Raw genomic sequence first — 17,369 nt, forward strand, 5'->3', positions numbered from 1 at the left:
TTTGCATGACGCTCAGTCCTTTGGCAGGCAAGCCGGCTCCGGCCAGCGTGCTGGTCGATATTCCCCGGCTGCTTACCGCCTATTACACGGGCCGCCCAGACGCTGCCGTGGCGGCCCAGCGCGTGGCCTTCGGCACCTCGGGGCACCGGGGCAGTTCGCTTGAGTTGAGTTTCAACGAGTATCACGTCCTGGCCATTAGCCAGGCGATCTGCCTGTACCGCCAGGAAAAAGGCATCGATGGCCCGCTGTTCATCGGCGCCGATACCCACGCCCTTTCAGCGCCGGCGACCGCCAGCGCTCTGGAGGTGCTGGCCGCCAATGGCGTGCAGGTGATGCTGTCCAAGGATGACGAATACACGCCTACGCCGGCGGTTTCCCACGCCATCCTCTGCCACAACCGTGGCCGCACGCAGGGCCTGGCTGACGGTATCGTCATCACCCCGTCGCACAACCCGCCGCAAAGCGGTGGCTTCAAGTACAACCCGCCCAACGGCGGCCCGGCCGACAGCGACGTGACCAAGTGGATCGAGGGCAAGGCCAACGAGCTGCTGGCGGCTAACCTGGCGGGCGTCAAGCGCATGGACCATGCCCAGGCGCTGCAGGCGCCGACCACCCACCGCCACGACTACGTCAGCAACTATGTGGCCGACCTGAAAAACGTCATCGATTTCGATGTCATCCGTGGCGCTGGGTTGCGCCTGGGCGTCGACCCGCTGGGCGGGGCAGGGGTACGCTACTGGTCGGCCATTGCCAAGCACTACCAGCTGGACCTGGAAGTGGTGAACACCGAGGTCGACCCGACCTTCCGCTTCATGACCGTCGACTGGGACGGCCAGATCCGCATGGACCCTTCCTCACCGTATGCGATGCAGGGCCTGATAGGCCTGCGCGAGCGCTTTGACGTGGCCTTCGCCTGCGACCCGGACCACGACCGCCACGGCATCGTGACCCCTGACGGCCTGCTGCAACCCAACAACTACCTTGCCGTGGCCATCGACTACCTGTTCCGCCACCGCCCGCAATGGCGCACTGACGCCGCCGTGGGCAAGACCGTGGTCTCCAGCGGCCTGATCGACCGCGTTACCCAACGACTGGGCCGCGATCTGTATGAGGTGCCGGTGGGCTTCAAGTTCTTCGCCCAGGGCCTGTTCGACGGTTCGCTCGGTTTTGGTGGCGAAGAAAGTGCAGGGGCTTCGTTCCTGCGTCGCGATGGCTCGGTGTGGGCCACCGACAAGGACGGGTTGATCCCGGCCTTGCTGGCCGCCGAAATGACCGCCCGTACCGGGCGTAACCCGAGCCAGGCTTATGCCGACCTGACCGACGCGTTGGGCAAGCCGTTCGCCACCCGTGTCGAGGCCAAGGCCGATGCGCGGCAGAAGGCGTTGCTGAGCAAGCTGGCGCCGGAGCAGGTGAAGTCGACCGAACTGGCCGGTGAGCCGATCGTGCAGATCCTCAGCCACGCCCCAGGCAATGGCCAGGCGATTGGCGGGCTTAAGGTGATGACTGCCAATGGCTGGTTCGCCGCGCGCCCGTCGGGTACTGAAGACATCTACAAGATCTACGCCGAAAGCTTCATCGACGAGGCGCATTTGCAGCGTCTGGTGCAGGAAGCACAAGTGCTGGTCGATGAAGCAATTGCCTGACCGGTAACAAACCGCTTGGTTCTGTGGTGTGATGTAAATTAGAATTAATCTTATTTACTCCGCCGCAGGACCCTCCTCATGATCGACGCCGCGCCGCCACCGGAGCCTGGCCTGCCTGCCCTGTACCGGGAGCATCGCGGCTGGCTTGAAACCTGGCTGCGCCGGCGTATGGGCAATGCCTGGGATGCCGCCGACCTCAGTCAGGATACCTTTCTGCGCATTCTGGCCAGCGCCCAGCCGCTGGCAGACATACGCGAACCGCGTGCCTACCTGCTGACCGTGGGCAAGCGTTTGCTCAGCAACTTCCACCAGCGACGTAGCTTGGAGCAGGCCTACCTTGATGCCTTGGCGCAGTTGCCCGAGCAACACGTGCCGTCGCCAGAACAGCGCTGGGTACTGCTCGAAACCCTGCAAGCACTGGATGAGTTGCTCGACGGCCTCAAGCCGCCGATCCGCAAGGCCTTTCTCTGGAGCCAGCTGGAAGGCTTGGGCTACGCCGAGATTGGCCAGCGCCTGGGCGTCTGCCAGCGCTCGGTGAAACGCTACATGGCGCAGGCTTACGAACATTGCCTGTTGGCCGAGTTGCAATGAGCCCCCCCCCCCCAGAAACCCGCGAGGCGCTGCGTGCTGCAGCCCGTTGGCTGGCATTACTGGATTCTGGCGACGCAAGCGAATCTGACCTGCAGCGTCTGGCGCAATGGCGCGCCAGCAGTCACCTGCACGAAGACGCCTGGCAAAAGGCATCGCTGTTGCGAGCGCGGTTTGCCGGGTTGCCCGGCGCATTGGCGATGGCCGCCCTGGATCGCCCGGATGCCGGTCGTCGGGCACTGCTCAAACAAGCCCTGGGTGTGTCGGCGTTGTTGCCGGTGGCCTGGCTGGTGAGCCGTGAGCTGCCGCTGGATGCCTGGACCGCTGACATGCGCACCGCAGTAGGAGAGCGCAGGCAGGCACTGCTGAGCGACGGCACCTTGTTGCAGTTGAACACCGACAGTGCGGTCGATATCGAGCTGGGTGCAGGCCGCGTGGCACTGCTGCGCGGTGAAGTGGCCGTCAGCGTGCCCGCTAACCTGAGCCTCACCTTGCAGGTGCCTTACGGCCGGGTGGTGCTCAGTGAGGGCGAGGCGTGCCTGCGCCTGCTTGATGAGGGCTGCCGGGTGTCGGCGATCGAGGGTTCAGTCAGCCTGCAGCCGTTGCGTGGTCCAGCCGTGATGCTGCAGGCCGGCCAACAGGCCAGTTTGCAGGCGGCCGGCGTTGGCCCTGTCAAAGCGTTCGACGCATGGCAACTGGGCTGGCGCGAAGGCGCGCTAAGGCTGGACGACCGTCCGTTGGGCGAGTTGCTGCGCGAACTGCGCAGGTATCGCCCTGGCGTACTGCGCTGGGCACCAGAACTGGAGCGCTTGCGTGTGACCGGCACGTTCCGCCTTGACGACACCGACCGGGTGTTGGCCCTGCTCGCCGCCAGCCTGCCGTTGCAAGTGCAGACCCGCACGCGTTATTGGGTGAGCCTGACCGCGCGAGAAAATCGAGCATGAGGCTGTCCCCTTTTTTTCACTCGCCGGTCATTACCGGTAGGAGAAAATAAAAGGGGAGCCTTGTTCAATGCCTGCAGTAAAATCCTGCCGCCTGCGCCCACTGGCGCGCGCAGCACATCCATTGTTCGCGATGAGCCTGCTGTTGTGTGTACCCGCCTGGGCCGATGAGCCGGCCCGGCGTACGTTCCAGGTGGCGCCAGCCAGCCTGGGTGCCGCCTTGACCCATTTCGCCGACCAGGCCGGTGTCAGCCTTTCGCTGGACCCGGCATTGGTAGAGGGCCGGCAAAGTAACGGCTTGTCCGGTCGTTACAGTGTCGATGAAGGCTTCAATCAGTTGCTGCGCAGTAGCGGCCTGCAGGCGCTGCCGGTGGGTGAGGGGGCCTTCACCCTGATGCCAGCCCCCCAGGCCAGTGGCGCTCTGGAAATTGCCCCCACCAGCATCGTCGGCGGCCTGGCCGCAGGCAACCAAACGCAGCCGTATGCCGGTGGCCAAGTGGCACGCCAAGGGGCACAAGGCTTGCTCGGTTCGCGCGACTTCATGGAAACCCCGTTCAGCATCACAAGCTACACCAGCGACCTGGTCAAGAACCAACAGGCGCGCACCTTGGGCGAGCTGATTGCCAGTGACCCTTCGGTGCGTGCTACCAACCCGGCGGGCGGGCGTTTCGAGCAGTTCACCATTCGCGGCTTCAGCCTGTTCAACAGTGATGTGGCCTACAACGGTCTCTATGGCATCTTGCCGACCTATTCGATCGACATGGAAATGGCCGACCGGGTCGACATCATCAAAGGCCCCAGCCAGTTGATCAACGGCATATCGCCGCGTGGCAGCGTGGGCGGCGGTATCAATGTGCAGCCAAAGCGAGCCGCTGACAAGCCGATCACCGAATTCACCGGCAGCTACGCCTCGGCCGGCCAGGCTGGCGGCGCAGTGGACATCGGCCGTCGCTTTGGTGAAGGCCAGCAGTTCGGCGTGCGCTTCAATGGCGTGAAGCAGGCCGGCGATACCGAATGGGACCACCAGCGCGTCGACCGCGAAATGGCGGTGCTGGGCCTGGATTTTCGAGGCGAGCGCCTGCGTCTCTCGGCGGACCTGGGCCACACCGAACGCGACACCGACGCCCCGCAGGAGCGTGTGCTGGTCGGTGCCAATGCCAAGGTGCCCAATGCCAATGACGTACGCCACAACTACGCCCAGGCCTGGAGCAAGGCGCGTACCAACGACACCTTCGGTGCGCTGAACGCCGAGTACGATATCAGCGAATCGCTGCTGGCCTATGGTGCGGTCGGTGCGCGCAAGAGCAACCATGACTTCCTGCGTCATAACGTGTCGATCACCAACGATGCCGGCGACTTCACCGTGCAGCCGCGTGACTTTACCCGGGACGAATCGGTGCGCACCGCCATGGCCGGTTTACGTCACTGGTTCCATACCGGCCCGGTGAGCCACGAGCTGAACCTGGCCGCCAGCTATTACTACATGGACTTCACCAACGGCGGTGCGCGCTATGCCGCGTCGCCGAGCAACCTCTACAACCCGGTGGCCGCACCGACACCCGGTACGCCAACCCGCCTCGACCCCGAGGTCTACACGGAAAACCGCTTCTCCGGCGTGGCCCTGGCCGACACCCTTGGCTTTTTTGACGACCGCCTGCTGTTGACCCTGGGGGCGCGCTGGCAACGGGTGCAGGTGGATGACTGGAGCGACGGCGTCAAAGGCGAAACGGGCTATGACGAAGAAAAGGTCTCGCCTTCTGGGGGCGTATTGCTCAAGGTCACCGACCAGCTCTCGTTGTACGCCAACTACATGGAGGGCCTGAGCCAAGGCAAGATCGCCCCATCGACCTCGATCAACGAAGACCAGATCTTCCCGCCGTTCACCAGCCGCCAGGTCGAGGTGGGGGCCAAGTACGACCTCGGCCAGGTGGCCTTTACTGCCAGCGCCTTCCGCATTCGCCAGCCGGCCTACGAGACCAACCCCACCTCGCGGGTGTTCGGCCCCAATGGCAAGCGTGACAACCGCGGCATCGAGCTGAGTGTGTTCGGTGAACCGGTGCAGGGCGTGCGGGTGTTGGGTGGGGTGATGTATATCGACAGCGAGCTGACCGACACCGTCGGCGGTGCCTACGATGGCAACCGCGCGCCGGCCACGCCCGAATACAACGTCAATCTGGGGGCTGAATGGGACGTGCCAGGGGTGAACGGCCTGACCTTCACAGCGCGCGGCATTCACTCAAGTTCCCAGTACCTGGACCAGAACAACAGCAAGCGCATCGACGGCTGGGAGCGTTATGACCTGGGCGCACGTTACGCCTTCAAGGTGGACGCCACCGAGGTTACCGTACGGGCCAGTGTCGAGAATGTGCTCGATGATCGCTACTGGAGCTCGGCGGGGGCGTCGGATGACAGTGAGCCGGGGTTGACCCTGTCTACGCCGCGGACCTATCTGCTCTCGGCCACAGTCGGCTTTTAAACCGAACCCTTGTATACCTACCCAGCGGGAGCGGGTGCGACCGGGAATCAGGCGACTCGGTGGGGCGGTTGCGTAGATGATCAGCCCGGCGCAAGCTTCTGCGCCTGCCCCTGCAACACCCGCATCAACTGCAGCGCCGCATGCGATGGCGGCTCGAAGCGCGAATAGACGAAGCTGATATCGAAGTGAATGTCATCGGCCAACGGCACCACCGCCAGCCCGCTGTCCTGTGCAACGAACTCGTCGATCACGCTGATGCCCATGCCTTGCTTGACCAACGCCACAGCCTCGTTGGCATTGGTGAACGACAACAGTGAGTTCAGCTGTAGCCCGCGGCGCCCGATGTGTTCAGCCAACAGCTTGCCAAACGGCATGTCGGGCCGGAACAGCAGCAACGCATGGCCCTCCAGCTGCTGCAAGGTCAGCGCGTGCTGACCGGCCAAAGGGTGACCCGGCGGCATCACCACCACCATGCGTCCACGCATGAACGCTTGCGAATGCAGGTGGTCGTGCACCACCGGCAGGGCGGCGATCGACAGGTCGACCTTTTTCGACAAGATCTGATTGGGCATTTCGCCCATCAACGAGGTTTGCCACTCGATATTCAGTGACGGTGATTCACGCTTGAGCTGGGCCAGGGCCATCGGGATCACCACCGTGGACAACGATGCACTGCACGAGATACGCAGCTTGCGCTGGCCGCCAGCGCCCAGCGCGAGGGCGCATTCGTTGACCTGCAACGCTGCCTGGTACACCCGCTCGACCTCGCGAAACAGCACCTGCGCTTCGGCCGTCGGCACCAGGCGGTTGTTGACGCGCTCGAACAGCGGGTAGGCCAGGCGCGCTTCGATGTACTGGATCAGCTTGCTCACCGCCGGCTGCGACACATACAGCAATTTGGCCGCCGCGCTGATCGAGCCCGTCAGCATCACCGCCCTGAACACTTCCATGTGCCGCAGCTTGAACACCATGGGGCTTGCGTCCGCGCCTTCGTTGCCAAGCAGCATGTGTATTACCTTCGGTTATGGTTTTCGCCATCTGGGTATGAGCGTCAAAGCCGGCCACACAGTATCGTGAACCCCGGCCTGACCGCCCTTGCGGCGCACAATAACAACATCTGCAGGCAAGCGCAGTGGCGCTTGACGGGAGTGCTGTGTGAACATATTTGATGAAGCGAAGATCGATTGCCATAACCATTTGTTTGACCCCGCCCGTTTCCCCTATCACCCCGATGCACCCTATGCGCCCTCCGGCCAGGAGGTCGCCACCCAGGCGCAGTTCACCCGAGTGATGGACGCTTACGGCGTGCAATATGCCTTGCTGGTGGGCCCCAACAGCGGCTACCACACCGACAACCGCTGCCTGCTGGATGCCTTGGCCAGCGGGCAGGGGCGGTTCAAGGGGGTGGCGGTGGTCAAGGCGGACATCAACCTCGATGCGCTGGCGGCGTTGCAGGTGCGAGGCGTGGTGGGTATCGCCTTCAACCCCGCGCTTTACGGGGTAGCCAGCCTCAAGGGCGTTGACGGGCTGTTCGGCAAGCTTGCCGAGCTTGGCATGTACGCCCAGCTGCAGGTGTGTGACGACCAGTTGCTGGACCTGCACGGCCTGCTGCAAGGCTCGCAGGCTCGTCTGTTGATTGACCATTGCGGCCGCCCGGATGTCGCTGCCGGTGTGCAGCAAGCCGGCTTCCAGGCGTTGCTGCGGCTGGCCGACAGTGGCCGCGCCTGCGTGAAGCTGTCAGGCATGCAGAAGTTTGCCGCAGCGGATGCCTTGTTCGATCAGAGCAGTGCATACGTGCAGGCCCTGCTCGAAGCCTTTGGCGCCCAAGCCTGTGTGTGGGGTTCGGACTGGCCGTTCATTCGCCAGCCCGCGCGGGTGGACTACGGCCCGCTGCTGAAGCTGGCCGAGCGCCTGATGCCGGATGCCCGGCTGCGCCGCACAGTGATGTGGGACACCCCTCGCCGATTGTTCGGGTTTGCCTAACCGGTGGCCTGTGTGGCATCGGCCTGGCGATCGCCTTTACCACAGGTTTTGTGTTCGGCCTCGGCGGCGGGAGGGCGATCTATTGCATGGGCAGGACTTGGCATACCTGACAGCGTTGAAGCTGGCGCCAGGTAGCCAGCCGCGCGCGAATTGCGGGCGACGTGTCAGCGTGGAAGTGTCGCCCGTTGGCGTGCCCGCACCTCAGCGCTTGCAAGCTGCGGCACGGGCAACCCAGGCGTGGCTGGACGGCAGGTGACAGTCACCACCCGCCATTCAGGCCTACGGTCATTGCTGATCGGGTACCACGGCGATGACGTCGATCTCCATCAGCCACTCGGCCTGGGCCAACCCGGCCACCACCAACCCGGTGGAAATCGGGAACACGCCCTTGAGCCACTTGCCCACCTCTTTGTACACCGGCTCGCGGAAGCGCGGGTCGGTGATGTAGGTGGTGGTCTTGACGATGTGCGACAGGTCCGAGCCCGCTTCTTCAAGCAGTTGCTTGACGTTCTTCATCGCCTGTTCGGTTTGTGCGCGCGGGTCACCCAGGCCCACCAGCTTGCCTTCGAAGTCGGTACCGACCTGGCCGCGCACGTAGATGGTATTGCCCGCCCGCACGGCCTGGCACAAGTCGTTGTCCAGGGTCTGGTTGGGGTAGGTTTCCTTGGTGTTGAACATGCGGATGCGAGTATGGGTAGGCATCAGTGGGCTCCGAGGGTGCTGACATTGCTGATCTTGGCGGTTTGCTGCTCATCCGCTGCGCGTTGCTCGCGGTCGCGGTAGGCGGTGTAGGTACGTTGCGTGGCGATGTGGCCGGCGACGTGCTTGGCGTCGTGCCACACCCCCCAGATGAACGATGAACCACGGCGCGACAACCACGGCAGGCCGAGGAAGTACACGCCCGGTTCACGGGCCACACCACGCTGGTGCTGGGGCTTGCCGTTGGCATCGAAGGTGTCTACCTGCAGCCAGCTGAAGTCCACGCCGTAACCGGTGGCCCAGATGATGCTGCTGACGCCGGCCTTGGCCAGGTCCAGCTGCTGCAGCGGGTTACGCATGCACTCCGGGTCGGTCAGGCGCTGGCGGGCTTCGGGCTCTTCCGGCAGGTCCAGGCCGTTGCGTTCGATGTAGGCATCGGCCGCATCCAGCAGGGCCAGGTAGTTGTCGTCTCCGCGGTTGATGTTCTCGACCAGGTTGTCCTGGAAGCGCGCTACGCCGTTTTCGAACGACTGGGTCAGGCCGACCAGGGTCATGCCCTGGTGGGCGAGGGCGCGGAAGTCCACGGTGTGGCCACCACGGGCGCCGCTGACTGCGATGGTCACATGCTCGCGACCGGGCTTGGCAATTTCCGCGTCCCACTCGCCCAGCACGCCCAGCCACCAGCAGAAGTCGCGGTTGCGGTAGGCACGCGGCGGGCGGTCGTGGGCGCCGACCGACAGGTACACCTGGCGCCCGGCGCGCATCAATTCCTCGGCAATCTGCACACCGGAAGAACCGGCACCGACCACCAGCACCGCGCCTTCAGGCAACTGCTCTGGGTTGAAATAAGCGGCGGAATGAATCTGGTGCAGGTTGCTGTCTTTCGGCGCGATGGCCGGGATCACCGGTTTCTGGAACGGGCCGGTGGCAGCCACGACGCGATTGGCGCGAATCACGCCTTCACTGGTGTCGATGGTGAAGCCAGGGCGGTCGCTGTTACGCACCACGCGCTTGACTTCAATGCCGGTGCGCACGGGCAGGTTGTACTTGCGTACGTACTGCTCGAAGTAGTCGGCCACCTGGTCCTTGCCGGCGAATGCATCGGCGTCGAGGTTGAATTCCAGCCCCGGGAAGCGGTCGTGCCAGGCCGGGCCGTTGGCGACCAGCGAGTCCCAGCGGCCGGTACGCCAGGCCTGCGCGATGCGGTTGCGTTCCAGCACCAGATGCGGCACGCCAAGCTTGCTCAGGTGTTCGCTCATGGCCACGCCGGCCTGGCCGGCGCCGACGACGAGGGTGTCGATTTCGAGGTTGTTCAGTGTCATGTCCGAGCCCTTGTTCAGGCGGTTTTTGTCAGGTCGGTTTGGAGGACCGCCGTTGCCTGGAGCCAGACTAGGGATGCCGTCGAAATGGCGAAAATAGTATTTAGCTGGTGCTTGCCGATAAAACGGCGAAGGCCTTGAGTTCTCTGGCCTGTGGGCCGGGTTGGCCGGGTGGGTGACGTAGTTTTTCGAGCGGGTGCGGAGGGCGGGCCCTAGAGCATAGTTTTTTCCTGCCTACCCCCTCGGAAAAAGGTCGTTTCGCCCGCCCGAAGGTTCCACTCAGAATGCCGTGTATCGCACAGCACAACAGGAACCATGACATGACGTTCTCCATCATCGGTCGTTGCCAGGAAACCGGCCAGGTAGGTATCGCCATCAGCTCGTCGAGCATCGCCGTGGGTGCCCGTTGCCCCTGGGTGCGTGCCGGTGTGGGCGCGGTCTCGACCCAGAACATCACCCTTCCGGCGCTGGGCCCGCAGATTCTCGATGCCCTGGAGCATGGCCAGTTGCCGCCCGCCGCTGCGCTGGACAGGGTGCTGAGTGCCAATGGCTGGAGTGAGTACCGCCAGGTCACGGTGATCGACAGCCACGGCCAGGTAGCACTGTTCACCGGGCGGGAAGCACTGGGAACTCACCATGCAGTGGCCGGCGAACAATGCGCGGCGGCCGGCAACCTTTTGTCCTCGACCCAGGTGATCGAAGCCATGGTGCTGGCCTTTGAGCAGGCCGGCGGCCACCTGGCCGACCGCCTGCTGGCAGCCATGCACGCGGCAATGGCCGCAGGTGGCGAAGCCGGGCCCGTGCACTCGGCGGCGCTGAAGATTGCTGGCGAGCTGACCTGGCCGCTGGTGGACCTGCGCGTCGATTGGGCCGACAGTGATCCGATCGGCGTGCTCGATGGCCTGTGGCAAGCCTATCGCCCGCAGATGCAGGATTACGTCACCCGCGCCCTCAACCCGACCGCCGCGCCAAGCTATGGGGTGCCGGGCGATGAGTGAATTTGCCAGTCGCGCGCTGCTGGCCCGGCTGATCGGCTTTGCCACGGTGAGCCGCGACTCCAACCTGGCGCTGATCGGTTTTATCCGTGATTACCTGGCCGAGCTGGGGGTGGAGTGCGAGCTGTTCCATAACCCGGAGGGCACCAAGGCCAACCTGTTCGCCACTGTCGGTCCCAGGGATGTTGGCGGTGTGGTGCTGTCCGGGCATACCGATGTGGTGCCGGTGGATGGCCAGGCCTGGACGGTCGATCCGTTTGCCCTGAGTGAGCGTGACGGCCGCCTGTATGGCCGCGGCACGGCCGACATGAAAGGCTTTATCGCCTCGGTGCTGGCTGCTGTGCCCGCGTTTCTCGCGCAGCCGTTGCGCATGCCGGTACACCTGGCGTTTTCCTACGACGAAGAAGTCGGTTGCCTGGGTGTGCGCTCGATGCTGGCTGCCCTCGAAAAGCGCCCGTGTAAACCACGGCTGTGCCTGATCGGTGAACCCACCGAACTCAAACCGGTGCTGGGGCACAAGGGTAAGCTGGCAATGCGTTGCCAGGTACAGGGCGCAGCGTGCCATTCGGCGTACGCGCCGTATGGGGTGAACGCCATCGAGTATGCGGCGAAACTGATTGGCAAGTTGGGTGACATCGGCGATGCCCTGGCACAGCCGGCCCATCACGACAAGCGCTTCGATCCGCCGTTCTCCACGGTGCAGACCGGCGTGATCAAAGGGGGCAGGGCGCTGAACATCGTGCCGGCGGAGTGCGAGTTCGATTTCGAAGTGCGCGCGCTCCCAGGGTTCGAGGCGCAGGCGGTGGCCGACCAGTTACAAACGTATGCGCAGGCGGAGTTGTTGCCGCGCATGCGCAAGGTCAATTCCGCCAGCGCCATTCGCCTGGAGCCGCTGAGTGCCTATCCGGGGCTGGCGACACCGGAAGACAGCGAGGCTGCGCGGTTGGTGGCGCTACTCAGCGGCTCGGATACGTTCGGCACGGTAGCGTTTGGTACCGAGGGTGGCTTGTTCGACCAGGCGGGCATCCCCACCGTGGTGTGCGGGCCTGGCAGCATGGACCAGGGCCACAAGCCGGATGAGTTTGTCAGTGTCGAGCAGTTGCGCGGCTGTGATGCCATGCTGCTGAGGCTGGTGGACTACCTCAAACAGGCTTGAGGGTTGCGCCGGCGGATGGGGCCGCAGTGCGGCCCCGGCGGTTCAGAAGGTCGCCTTGACCTGCAGGCCGACCACGAGTGCGTTGTCGATGTCTTTGCCCGAAAACGCCCCTGGCTCGATGATGTATTGCACATCCGGGCGCAGGTTCAGCCATGGCGTGGCCTGGTAGCCGTAGCTCAGTTCGATCAACTGTTCGGCGCTGTCGATATCCGGGAACTGCTGGCCGGCGTTGAACGCGGCATCCTCCAGCACATCGCGGCTACGCGGGTTGGGTACGGCGCGGCCGTAACCCAGTGCCACGGTATCCTTCGGGCGGCCTTCGAACGGCTTGTACAGCACCACGCCGGCGCCATACCACTTGGTGAACGGCGAAGCCGCCTTGCTCGACGCCGAGTACTGGCCGAAGGCGTGCAGGCTTCGGCCTGGGGAGGCCGGGTCGTTCCACACCGCCTGGTCGACCAGCAGGTAATGGCCACCCCGGCCGGACACTTCATCATCACTGCCGATGCGTTTCACATCAGAGCTGTCGTAGTAGTAGCCAAGCTTGTACTCGCCTGGCAGTTCACCCTGCAGCTTGTATACCAGTTCTACCGGTACCACGGTGCCGGTGGTGTGCTTGGGCCCCAGGTGCCAGGCGCGGCTGGAGTTGCCGTTGCTTTCGGGATCGACGTTGAACGCGGCCACGCGCAACTGCCAGGCAGGTGACAGGTCGTACTTCACGCGCACGCCGAGGTGGGCGTTGGGGTAGTTGGTCCAGCCACTGCCGCCGGACATGTTCAGCGGGTGGCCGCAGAAGCCGGCGTTCATGAAGTTGCACAGGATGCCGCTGTCCAGGCCGCCGAGGTCGTTGCCCATGGCCATGTAGCCGAGCTTGACGTTGAGCGCCGGGGTGAACAGCGTGCGCTCGTAGCTCAGCTCGGTCAGGCGGGTGTACAGGCCGCCGAAGTTTTCCTGGATTGGCAGGCGGTTGCCTACCAGGTCTTCCGAGGCGCTGTTACCGCGGCGGTCGTTGATGGTCAGCTGGACCTTGCCGCCGTTGTCCAGGCCGTACAGTTTCGACAGGTCGAACTGCACGCCCAGCTTGACGTTCTGCGAATAGCGCGCCGAACGGTGCAGGCCGCCATGGGCGTTGTAGGCGGTTTCACCGCTGTAGTCACCGGTGATCTTGACGCCGTCTTCTTCGAGTTGATGGCGCAGGCCGCCCCAGTCACCGGTCAGGGTGCTGCGGGTCATGAGGTCGTCGCTGGCAAGGGCAGTGGTGCTGGCCAGGGCCAGCAGCAGGGTGGGGGTGATGCGAATTGCGGATGGCATTACAGAATCTCGGATTGTCTTTGAGGGGCATTCGCGGGCAAGCCCGCTCCTACAGGGGCCTTGTAGGAGAGGGCTTGCCCGCGAAGCAGGCGACGCGGACTTACGGCAGAGCGTAAGAAATCACATAGTCGCCACGGTCAGTCGACTGGCGTGCACCGCCAGCGGTGATCACCACGTACTGCTTGCCGGTCTTCGGCGAGACGTAGGTCATCGGGCCGCCCTGACTGCCTACTGGCAGGCGAGCCTTCCAGATTTCGTTACCGTTGCTGCTGTCGTAGGCACGCAGGTAGAAGTCCTGGGTACCGGCGATGAACACCAGGCCGCCTTGGGTAGACAGGGTGCCGCCCAGCGTTGGCAGGCCGATCTTGATCGGCAGGTGCATGCGGATGCCGAGGGGGCCGGTGTCTTCAACGGTGCCTACCGGCACTTGCCAGGCCACCTGGCGGGTTTTCATGTCGATGGCGGTCAGGGTGCCGAACGGCGGTGCCTGGCACGGAATGCCTGCGACCGACAGGAAGCGGTTCTTGTTCACGGCATACGGGGTGCCCTTGAGCGGTACCGCGCCCATGCCAGTGTTCAGTGCTTCGCCACCGGAAGCCGCGCCACCTTTGTTCTGCGACGGGATCATCTGGATCCACAGGCCCAGACGCATGTCGTTGACGAAGATGAAGCCATGTACCGGGTCGGTAGAAATGCTGCCCCAGTTCATGCCACCCAGCGAACCCGGGAAGCTCAGCGACAGGTCGGTACCCGGCGCGGTGTACAGGCCGTCGTAGCGCATCTTCTTGAAGTCGATGCGGCATAGCAGCTGGTCATACGGGGTGGCGCCCCACATGTCCGATTCGGTCAGGGTCTGCGCACCGATCTGCGGCATGCCCACCGACTTGGGCTGGGTAGGGGAGTACGGCTCGTTCGGGATGTTGCTTGGCTTGACCGGTACTTCGTCGACCTGGGTCAGCGGCTTGCCGGTGGCGCGGTCGAGCACGTAGATCTGCCCGGCCTTGGTGCCGATCACCACCGCAGGTACCGACTGGCCGTCGTCCTTGGTGAAGTCGATCAGGCTTGGCTGCATGGGCAGGTCGAAGTCCCAGAGGTCGTTGTGCACGGTCTGGAACACCCATTTCTGGTTGCCGGTGGTGGCGTCCAGGGCCAGCACCGAAGCGCCGTAAGTGTGGTCCAGTTTGCTGCGCTCTACGCCGTAAATGTCGGTGGACGACGAACCCATGGGCAGGAACACGGTGTTCATCGCCGGGTCGTAAGACATCGGCGCCCAGCTGTTCGGGGTGCTGCGCACGTAGGTGCTGTCGGCCTGTGGTGCCTGGCGATCTTCCGGGTTGCCCGGGTCGAAGGCCCAGCGCATTTCACCGGTGATCACGTCAAAACCACGGATCACGCCGCCTGGCATGTCGGTCTGGACGTTGTCGGCAACACGACCGCCAACCACTACGGTAGTGCCGGCCATCAGCGGTGCCGAGGACAGCTGGTAGTAGGAGTCCGGTACATCACCCAGGCCGGCCTTGAGGTCGACCTGGCCATTGTTGCCGAAGCCCTGGCAGAACTCGCCGTTGTCAGCGTCGACGGCAATCAGGCGGCCGTCGATGGTGTTGGTCAGCAGGCGACGCTGGCAGTTGGCACCGGCCGCTACGCTAACGCCGGTGATCGGCGAGCTGTTCGGCTGGGTTGGCTGGGCGATGGCGGCAGTGGCGTCAAAGTAGGCCATGCCACGGCAACGCTGCCAGACCTTGGACTGGGCGTTGATTTCGTTCTTCCACAGCTCTTTGCCGGTGTCGGCATCGAGTGCGATCAGGTTGTTGTGCGGGGTACAGATGAACACCTTGCTGCCGATCTGCAGTGGGGTGAGCTGGTCTTCGGCACCGTTGCCGTCACTGATCGCGACGTCGCCGGTGTGGTAGGTCCAGGCCACTTTCAGCTTGTTGACGTTGTCACGGTTGATCTGGTCCAGTGCGGCGAAGCGGCTGCCACCTTCGGTGTTGCCGTAGTGGGCCCAGTCTTTCTGTTCCTTGCCGGTTTCGACCGGGGTCATGCCCGGGCCTTTGCCGGTGGGCGCGACGCTTGGGTGGGCAACGAACATGTTGCCGACCGCGATCACCAGTACCACGGCCATTACCCCGGCTACGCCGTACGCACCGCGCCCGGCGCTGGCGCCGTTGGCACGCGCCAGCAGCGGGTAGACCAGCGCCACGACCATGCCGATTGCGCCAAACATGAACAGGCGCGAGAACAGCGGCCAGAACACCAGGCCCGCATCGAACAGTGCCCAGATGGCAGTACCGACCAGGAACACGGCATACAGCCAGGCACCCGCCTTCTTGCGGCGAGCAATGAGGACACCGGCGATGGCCATGGCCACGCCGCCGATCAGGAAGTACCAGGAACCGCCCAGACCGGCGAGCTTGACGCCGCCAGCAGCGAGGAGGAGGCCGAGCAGGGCGATGATCACGCCCAGGCCGACCAGGATGAAGTTTGTGGCGCCAGAGGCGCGCGGTGTTTCTTTCATGCCAGGGATCTCAGCAGGTGGAATGCGCGCAGTTTAAGCCCTTAGCTTGCTAATTAACAAGTTGGTACATAATTGAGCGAGGCTGATTGTCGCAGGGCTGAACTTACGAAGATGTGGCCAAAAGTATAGATAAGGTGCTGAAAAGCGCATTGAACGAGGCGTTCATGACGCCTCTTCGATTTGTATTCATGCTTTGGTCGTAAGCCCAACCTTGCACGGCGTCGGGACAACTGCACCTTGTGCGCGGGCAGGCATGGCCCCTTCATACCGGCCATGGGGTGCTGCTGCTATAGAACACCGCGAGCCAGATGGTGGCCGTGCCGGGCGCGGTCCATTCCACGCGGTGGCGGTCATGCGGGGGGATGTCCAGACAATCGCCCGGCGCCAGCAGGCGGGTGTGATGCTCGTGCTCGAAACGCAGGGCGGCAGCACCACTGAGCAACATGATCCACTCGCCTTCGTCCTGGTCGTACCAGAAGCCGGGTGGGCTGGCCTGCCCGCTGGAGACGATACGCTCCACGCGGATGCCCGGGCGGCTGAGCAGTTCGTCGATACGTTCGGCGCTGGCGGGGTCGCAGGGCGGAAGGGCGGTCAGCAGGTTGTTCAGGGTCATGGTAAGCCTCCTTGGAAATGGGTTGATTCCACTATGGACGCAATCGCCTTGGCGCGCGCGGCTTGACCCGCCCGGCTGTTTGTAAGAACTTTCCGAGTTTTGGAAGACGGGCTGAACATGGACAAGCTGCTGGCGATGAAAATGTTCGTGGCCACTGTCGATGCCCAAGGCTTTTCTGCTGCCGCGCGCAGGCTAGGGCTGGCGACATCGTCGGTGACACGTCTGGTCGATGCCCTGGAAGCGTCGCTGGGCGCCACCTTGCTCAACCGCTCGACGCGCCAGGTCAGCCTGACCGAGGCCGGCGCCCGTTACTACCAACGGGCACGGGGCATTTTTGAAGCACTGGACGAGGCTGATGCCAGCATCGCCGATCGCGGCGAGGAGCCTGTCGGTGTACTGCGCCTGAGCCTGCCAGTGGAGTTCGGCCGGCGGGTCATCGCCCCGCACCTGGGGCCATTCCTGGCGCAGCACCCGGCGCTGGAACTGGACATCGACCTCAGCGACCGCCTGGACGACTTGCTTGACGGGCGTTATGACCTGTCGATTCGCCTGGGTGACCCCTCGCCCAATGACGAGCTGGTGTGCCGCCGGCTCGGCGGTTTTCAGCGTTGGCTGGTGGCCAGCCCGGCCTACCTGGCCGGGCGTGAGCCACTGCAGCATCCCAGGGAGTTGCTTGACCATGCCTGCCTGCGCTTTCGCTATGGGCACAAAGCACGCCCCTGGCGCCTGACCTGTGGCCAGGACAGCCTGGAACTGGACGTAAGCGGGCCATTGCGCAGCGCCAATGCCGACATGTTGCGTGAAACGGCACTGGCAGGCAGTGGTATCGCACTGCTGGCCGACTGGCTGGTACGCGAGGATGTGCTGGCAGGGCGCCTGCAGCGGGTATTCCCCGACTGGCAGGCCAGTCCTGGCGCAGCCAATAGCAGCATCAACGCCCTGTATATGCCCAACCATCGTGGCTCACGGCGAGTAAACGCCTTCATCGACTTTTGCGAAAATTTGCTCATACACGGTAACTAGTGTTGCGCAGTGCGCAAAGCCGCATTGCGCCACCGTCGGATTCTCGGCGCTGACGTCCATGGGTAAGGTGGCCGACATACATCCAACCCTTGTCGAGGAACTTC

The 17,369-nt window shown here is 63.9% G+C and carries 14 protein-coding genes; 8 read left to right on the forward strand and 6 right to left on the reverse strand.

Annotated features, from left to right (window positions below; all coding sequences use genetic code 11):
- The first annotated feature begins 5 nt into the window (after positions 1-5).
- From pgm to ACF8FG_RS13605, 4 genes are all read left to right on the forward strand, one after another.
- The gene (gene pgm / locus ACF8FG_RS13590) at positions 6-1,643 is read left to right on the forward strand and encodes a phosphoglucomutase (alpha-D-glucose-1,6-bisphosphate-dependent) (protein ID WP_014590701.1); all 1,638 of its coding nucleotides are present in this window, start codon (positions 6-8) and stop codon (positions 1,641-1,643) included.
- Between the two features lie 78 nt (positions 1,644-1,721).
- A complete protein-coding gene (locus ACF8FG_RS13595; protein ID WP_012052087.1) occupies positions 1,722-2,234 on the forward strand; it encodes a sigma-70 family RNA polymerase sigma factor in 513 nt (170 codons plus the stop codon).
- Complete coding sequence (locus ACF8FG_RS13600; protein ID WP_392518867.1) at positions 2,231-3,175, forward strand: FecR domain-containing protein; 945 nt, start codon at positions 2,231-2,233, stop codon at positions 3,173-3,175. Before ACF8FG_RS13595 ends, ACF8FG_RS13600 begins: the two co-directional genes overlap by 4 nt.
- A gap of 67 nt (positions 3,176-3,242) precedes the next feature.
- Positions 3,243-5,648, forward strand: coding sequence for a TonB-dependent receptor (locus tag ACF8FG_RS13605; protein WP_318078331.1), 2,406 nt, complete (start codon positions 3,243-3,245; stop codon positions 5,646-5,648).
- Positions 5,649-5,728: 80 nt separating this feature from the next.
- Here the strand turns inward: ACF8FG_RS13605 and ACF8FG_RS13610 are convergent, their stop codons facing one another.
- The gene (locus ACF8FG_RS13610; RefSeq protein ID WP_318078329.1) at positions 5,729-6,655 is read right to left on the reverse strand and encodes a LysR family transcriptional regulator; all 927 of its coding nucleotides are present in this window, start codon (positions 6,653-6,655) and stop codon (positions 5,729-5,731) included.
- Positions 6,656-6,803: 148 nt separating this feature from the next.
- Between ACF8FG_RS13610 and ACF8FG_RS13615 the strand changes: the two genes are divergently transcribed.
- On the forward strand, positions 6,804-7,631 hold the full coding sequence (locus tag ACF8FG_RS13615; RefSeq protein WP_135199148.1) for an amidohydrolase: 828 nt from the start codon (positions 6,804-6,806) through the stop codon (positions 7,629-7,631).
- 285 nt (positions 7,632-7,916) lie between these two features.
- Here the strand turns inward: ACF8FG_RS13615 and ACF8FG_RS13620 are convergent, their stop codons facing one another.
- On the reverse strand, positions 7,917-8,333 hold the full coding sequence (locus ACF8FG_RS13620) for a RidA family protein (RefSeq protein WP_014590706.1): 417 nt from the start codon (positions 8,331-8,333) through the stop codon (positions 7,917-7,919).
- Positions 8,333-9,652: an NAD(P)/FAD-dependent oxidoreductase gene (locus ACF8FG_RS13625; protein ID WP_318078318.1), complete on the reverse strand. Its 1,320-nt coding sequence runs from the start codon at positions 9,650-9,652 to the stop codon at positions 8,333-8,335. The genes ACF8FG_RS13620 and ACF8FG_RS13625 overlap by 1 nt, the downstream gene beginning before the upstream one ends.
- Positions 9,653-9,969: 317 nt before the next feature.
- Here ACF8FG_RS13625 and ACF8FG_RS13630 point away from each other — a divergent pair, with 317 nt between their 5' ends.
- On the forward strand, positions 9,970-10,647 hold the full coding sequence (locus ACF8FG_RS13630; RefSeq protein WP_014590707.1) for a DUF1028 domain-containing protein: 678 nt from the start codon (positions 9,970-9,972) through the stop codon (positions 10,645-10,647).
- On the forward strand, positions 10,640-11,800 hold the full coding sequence (gene argE, locus ACF8FG_RS13635; RefSeq protein ID WP_014590708.1) for an acetylornithine deacetylase: 1,161 nt from the start codon (positions 10,640-10,642) through the stop codon (positions 11,798-11,800). Before ACF8FG_RS13630 ends, argE begins: the two co-directional genes overlap by 8 nt.
- 42 nt (positions 11,801-11,842) lie before the next feature.
- Here the strand turns inward: argE and ACF8FG_RS13640 are convergent, their stop codons facing one another.
- From ACF8FG_RS13640 to ACF8FG_RS13650, 3 genes are all read right to left on the reverse strand, one after another.
- The gene (locus ACF8FG_RS13640; RefSeq protein WP_014590709.1) at positions 11,843-13,111 is read right to left on the reverse strand and encodes a carbohydrate porin; all 1,269 of its coding nucleotides are present in this window, start codon (positions 13,109-13,111) and stop codon (positions 11,843-11,845) included.
- A 100-nt stretch (positions 13,112-13,211) separates the two neighbouring features.
- Complete coding sequence (locus ACF8FG_RS13645; protein ID WP_318078314.1) at positions 13,212-15,629, reverse strand: glucose/quinate/shikimate family membrane-bound PQQ-dependent dehydrogenase; 2,418 nt, start codon at positions 15,627-15,629, stop codon at positions 13,212-13,214.
- 262 nt (positions 15,630-15,891) lie between these two features.
- On the reverse strand, positions 15,892-16,242 hold the full coding sequence (locus ACF8FG_RS13650; protein WP_014590711.1) for a cupin domain-containing protein: 351 nt from the start codon (positions 16,240-16,242) through the stop codon (positions 15,892-15,894).
- Positions 16,243-16,359: 117 nt separating this feature from the next.
- On the opposite strand from ACF8FG_RS13650, the gene ACF8FG_RS13655 reads away from it, so the two are divergent.
- The gene (locus ACF8FG_RS13655; protein ID WP_019437081.1) at positions 16,360-17,265 is read left to right on the forward strand and encodes a LysR family transcriptional regulator; all 906 of its coding nucleotides are present in this window, start codon (positions 16,360-16,362) and stop codon (positions 17,263-17,265) included.
- Positions 17,266-17,369: the final 104 nt, after the last annotated feature.

Origin of the sequence: Pseudomonas sp. YQ_6 (assembly GCF_043103245.1) — a bacterium.
GTDB classification, from domain to species: Bacteria; Pseudomonadota; Gammaproteobacteria; order Pseudomonadales; family Pseudomonadaceae; genus Aquipseudomonas; species Aquipseudomonas alloputida.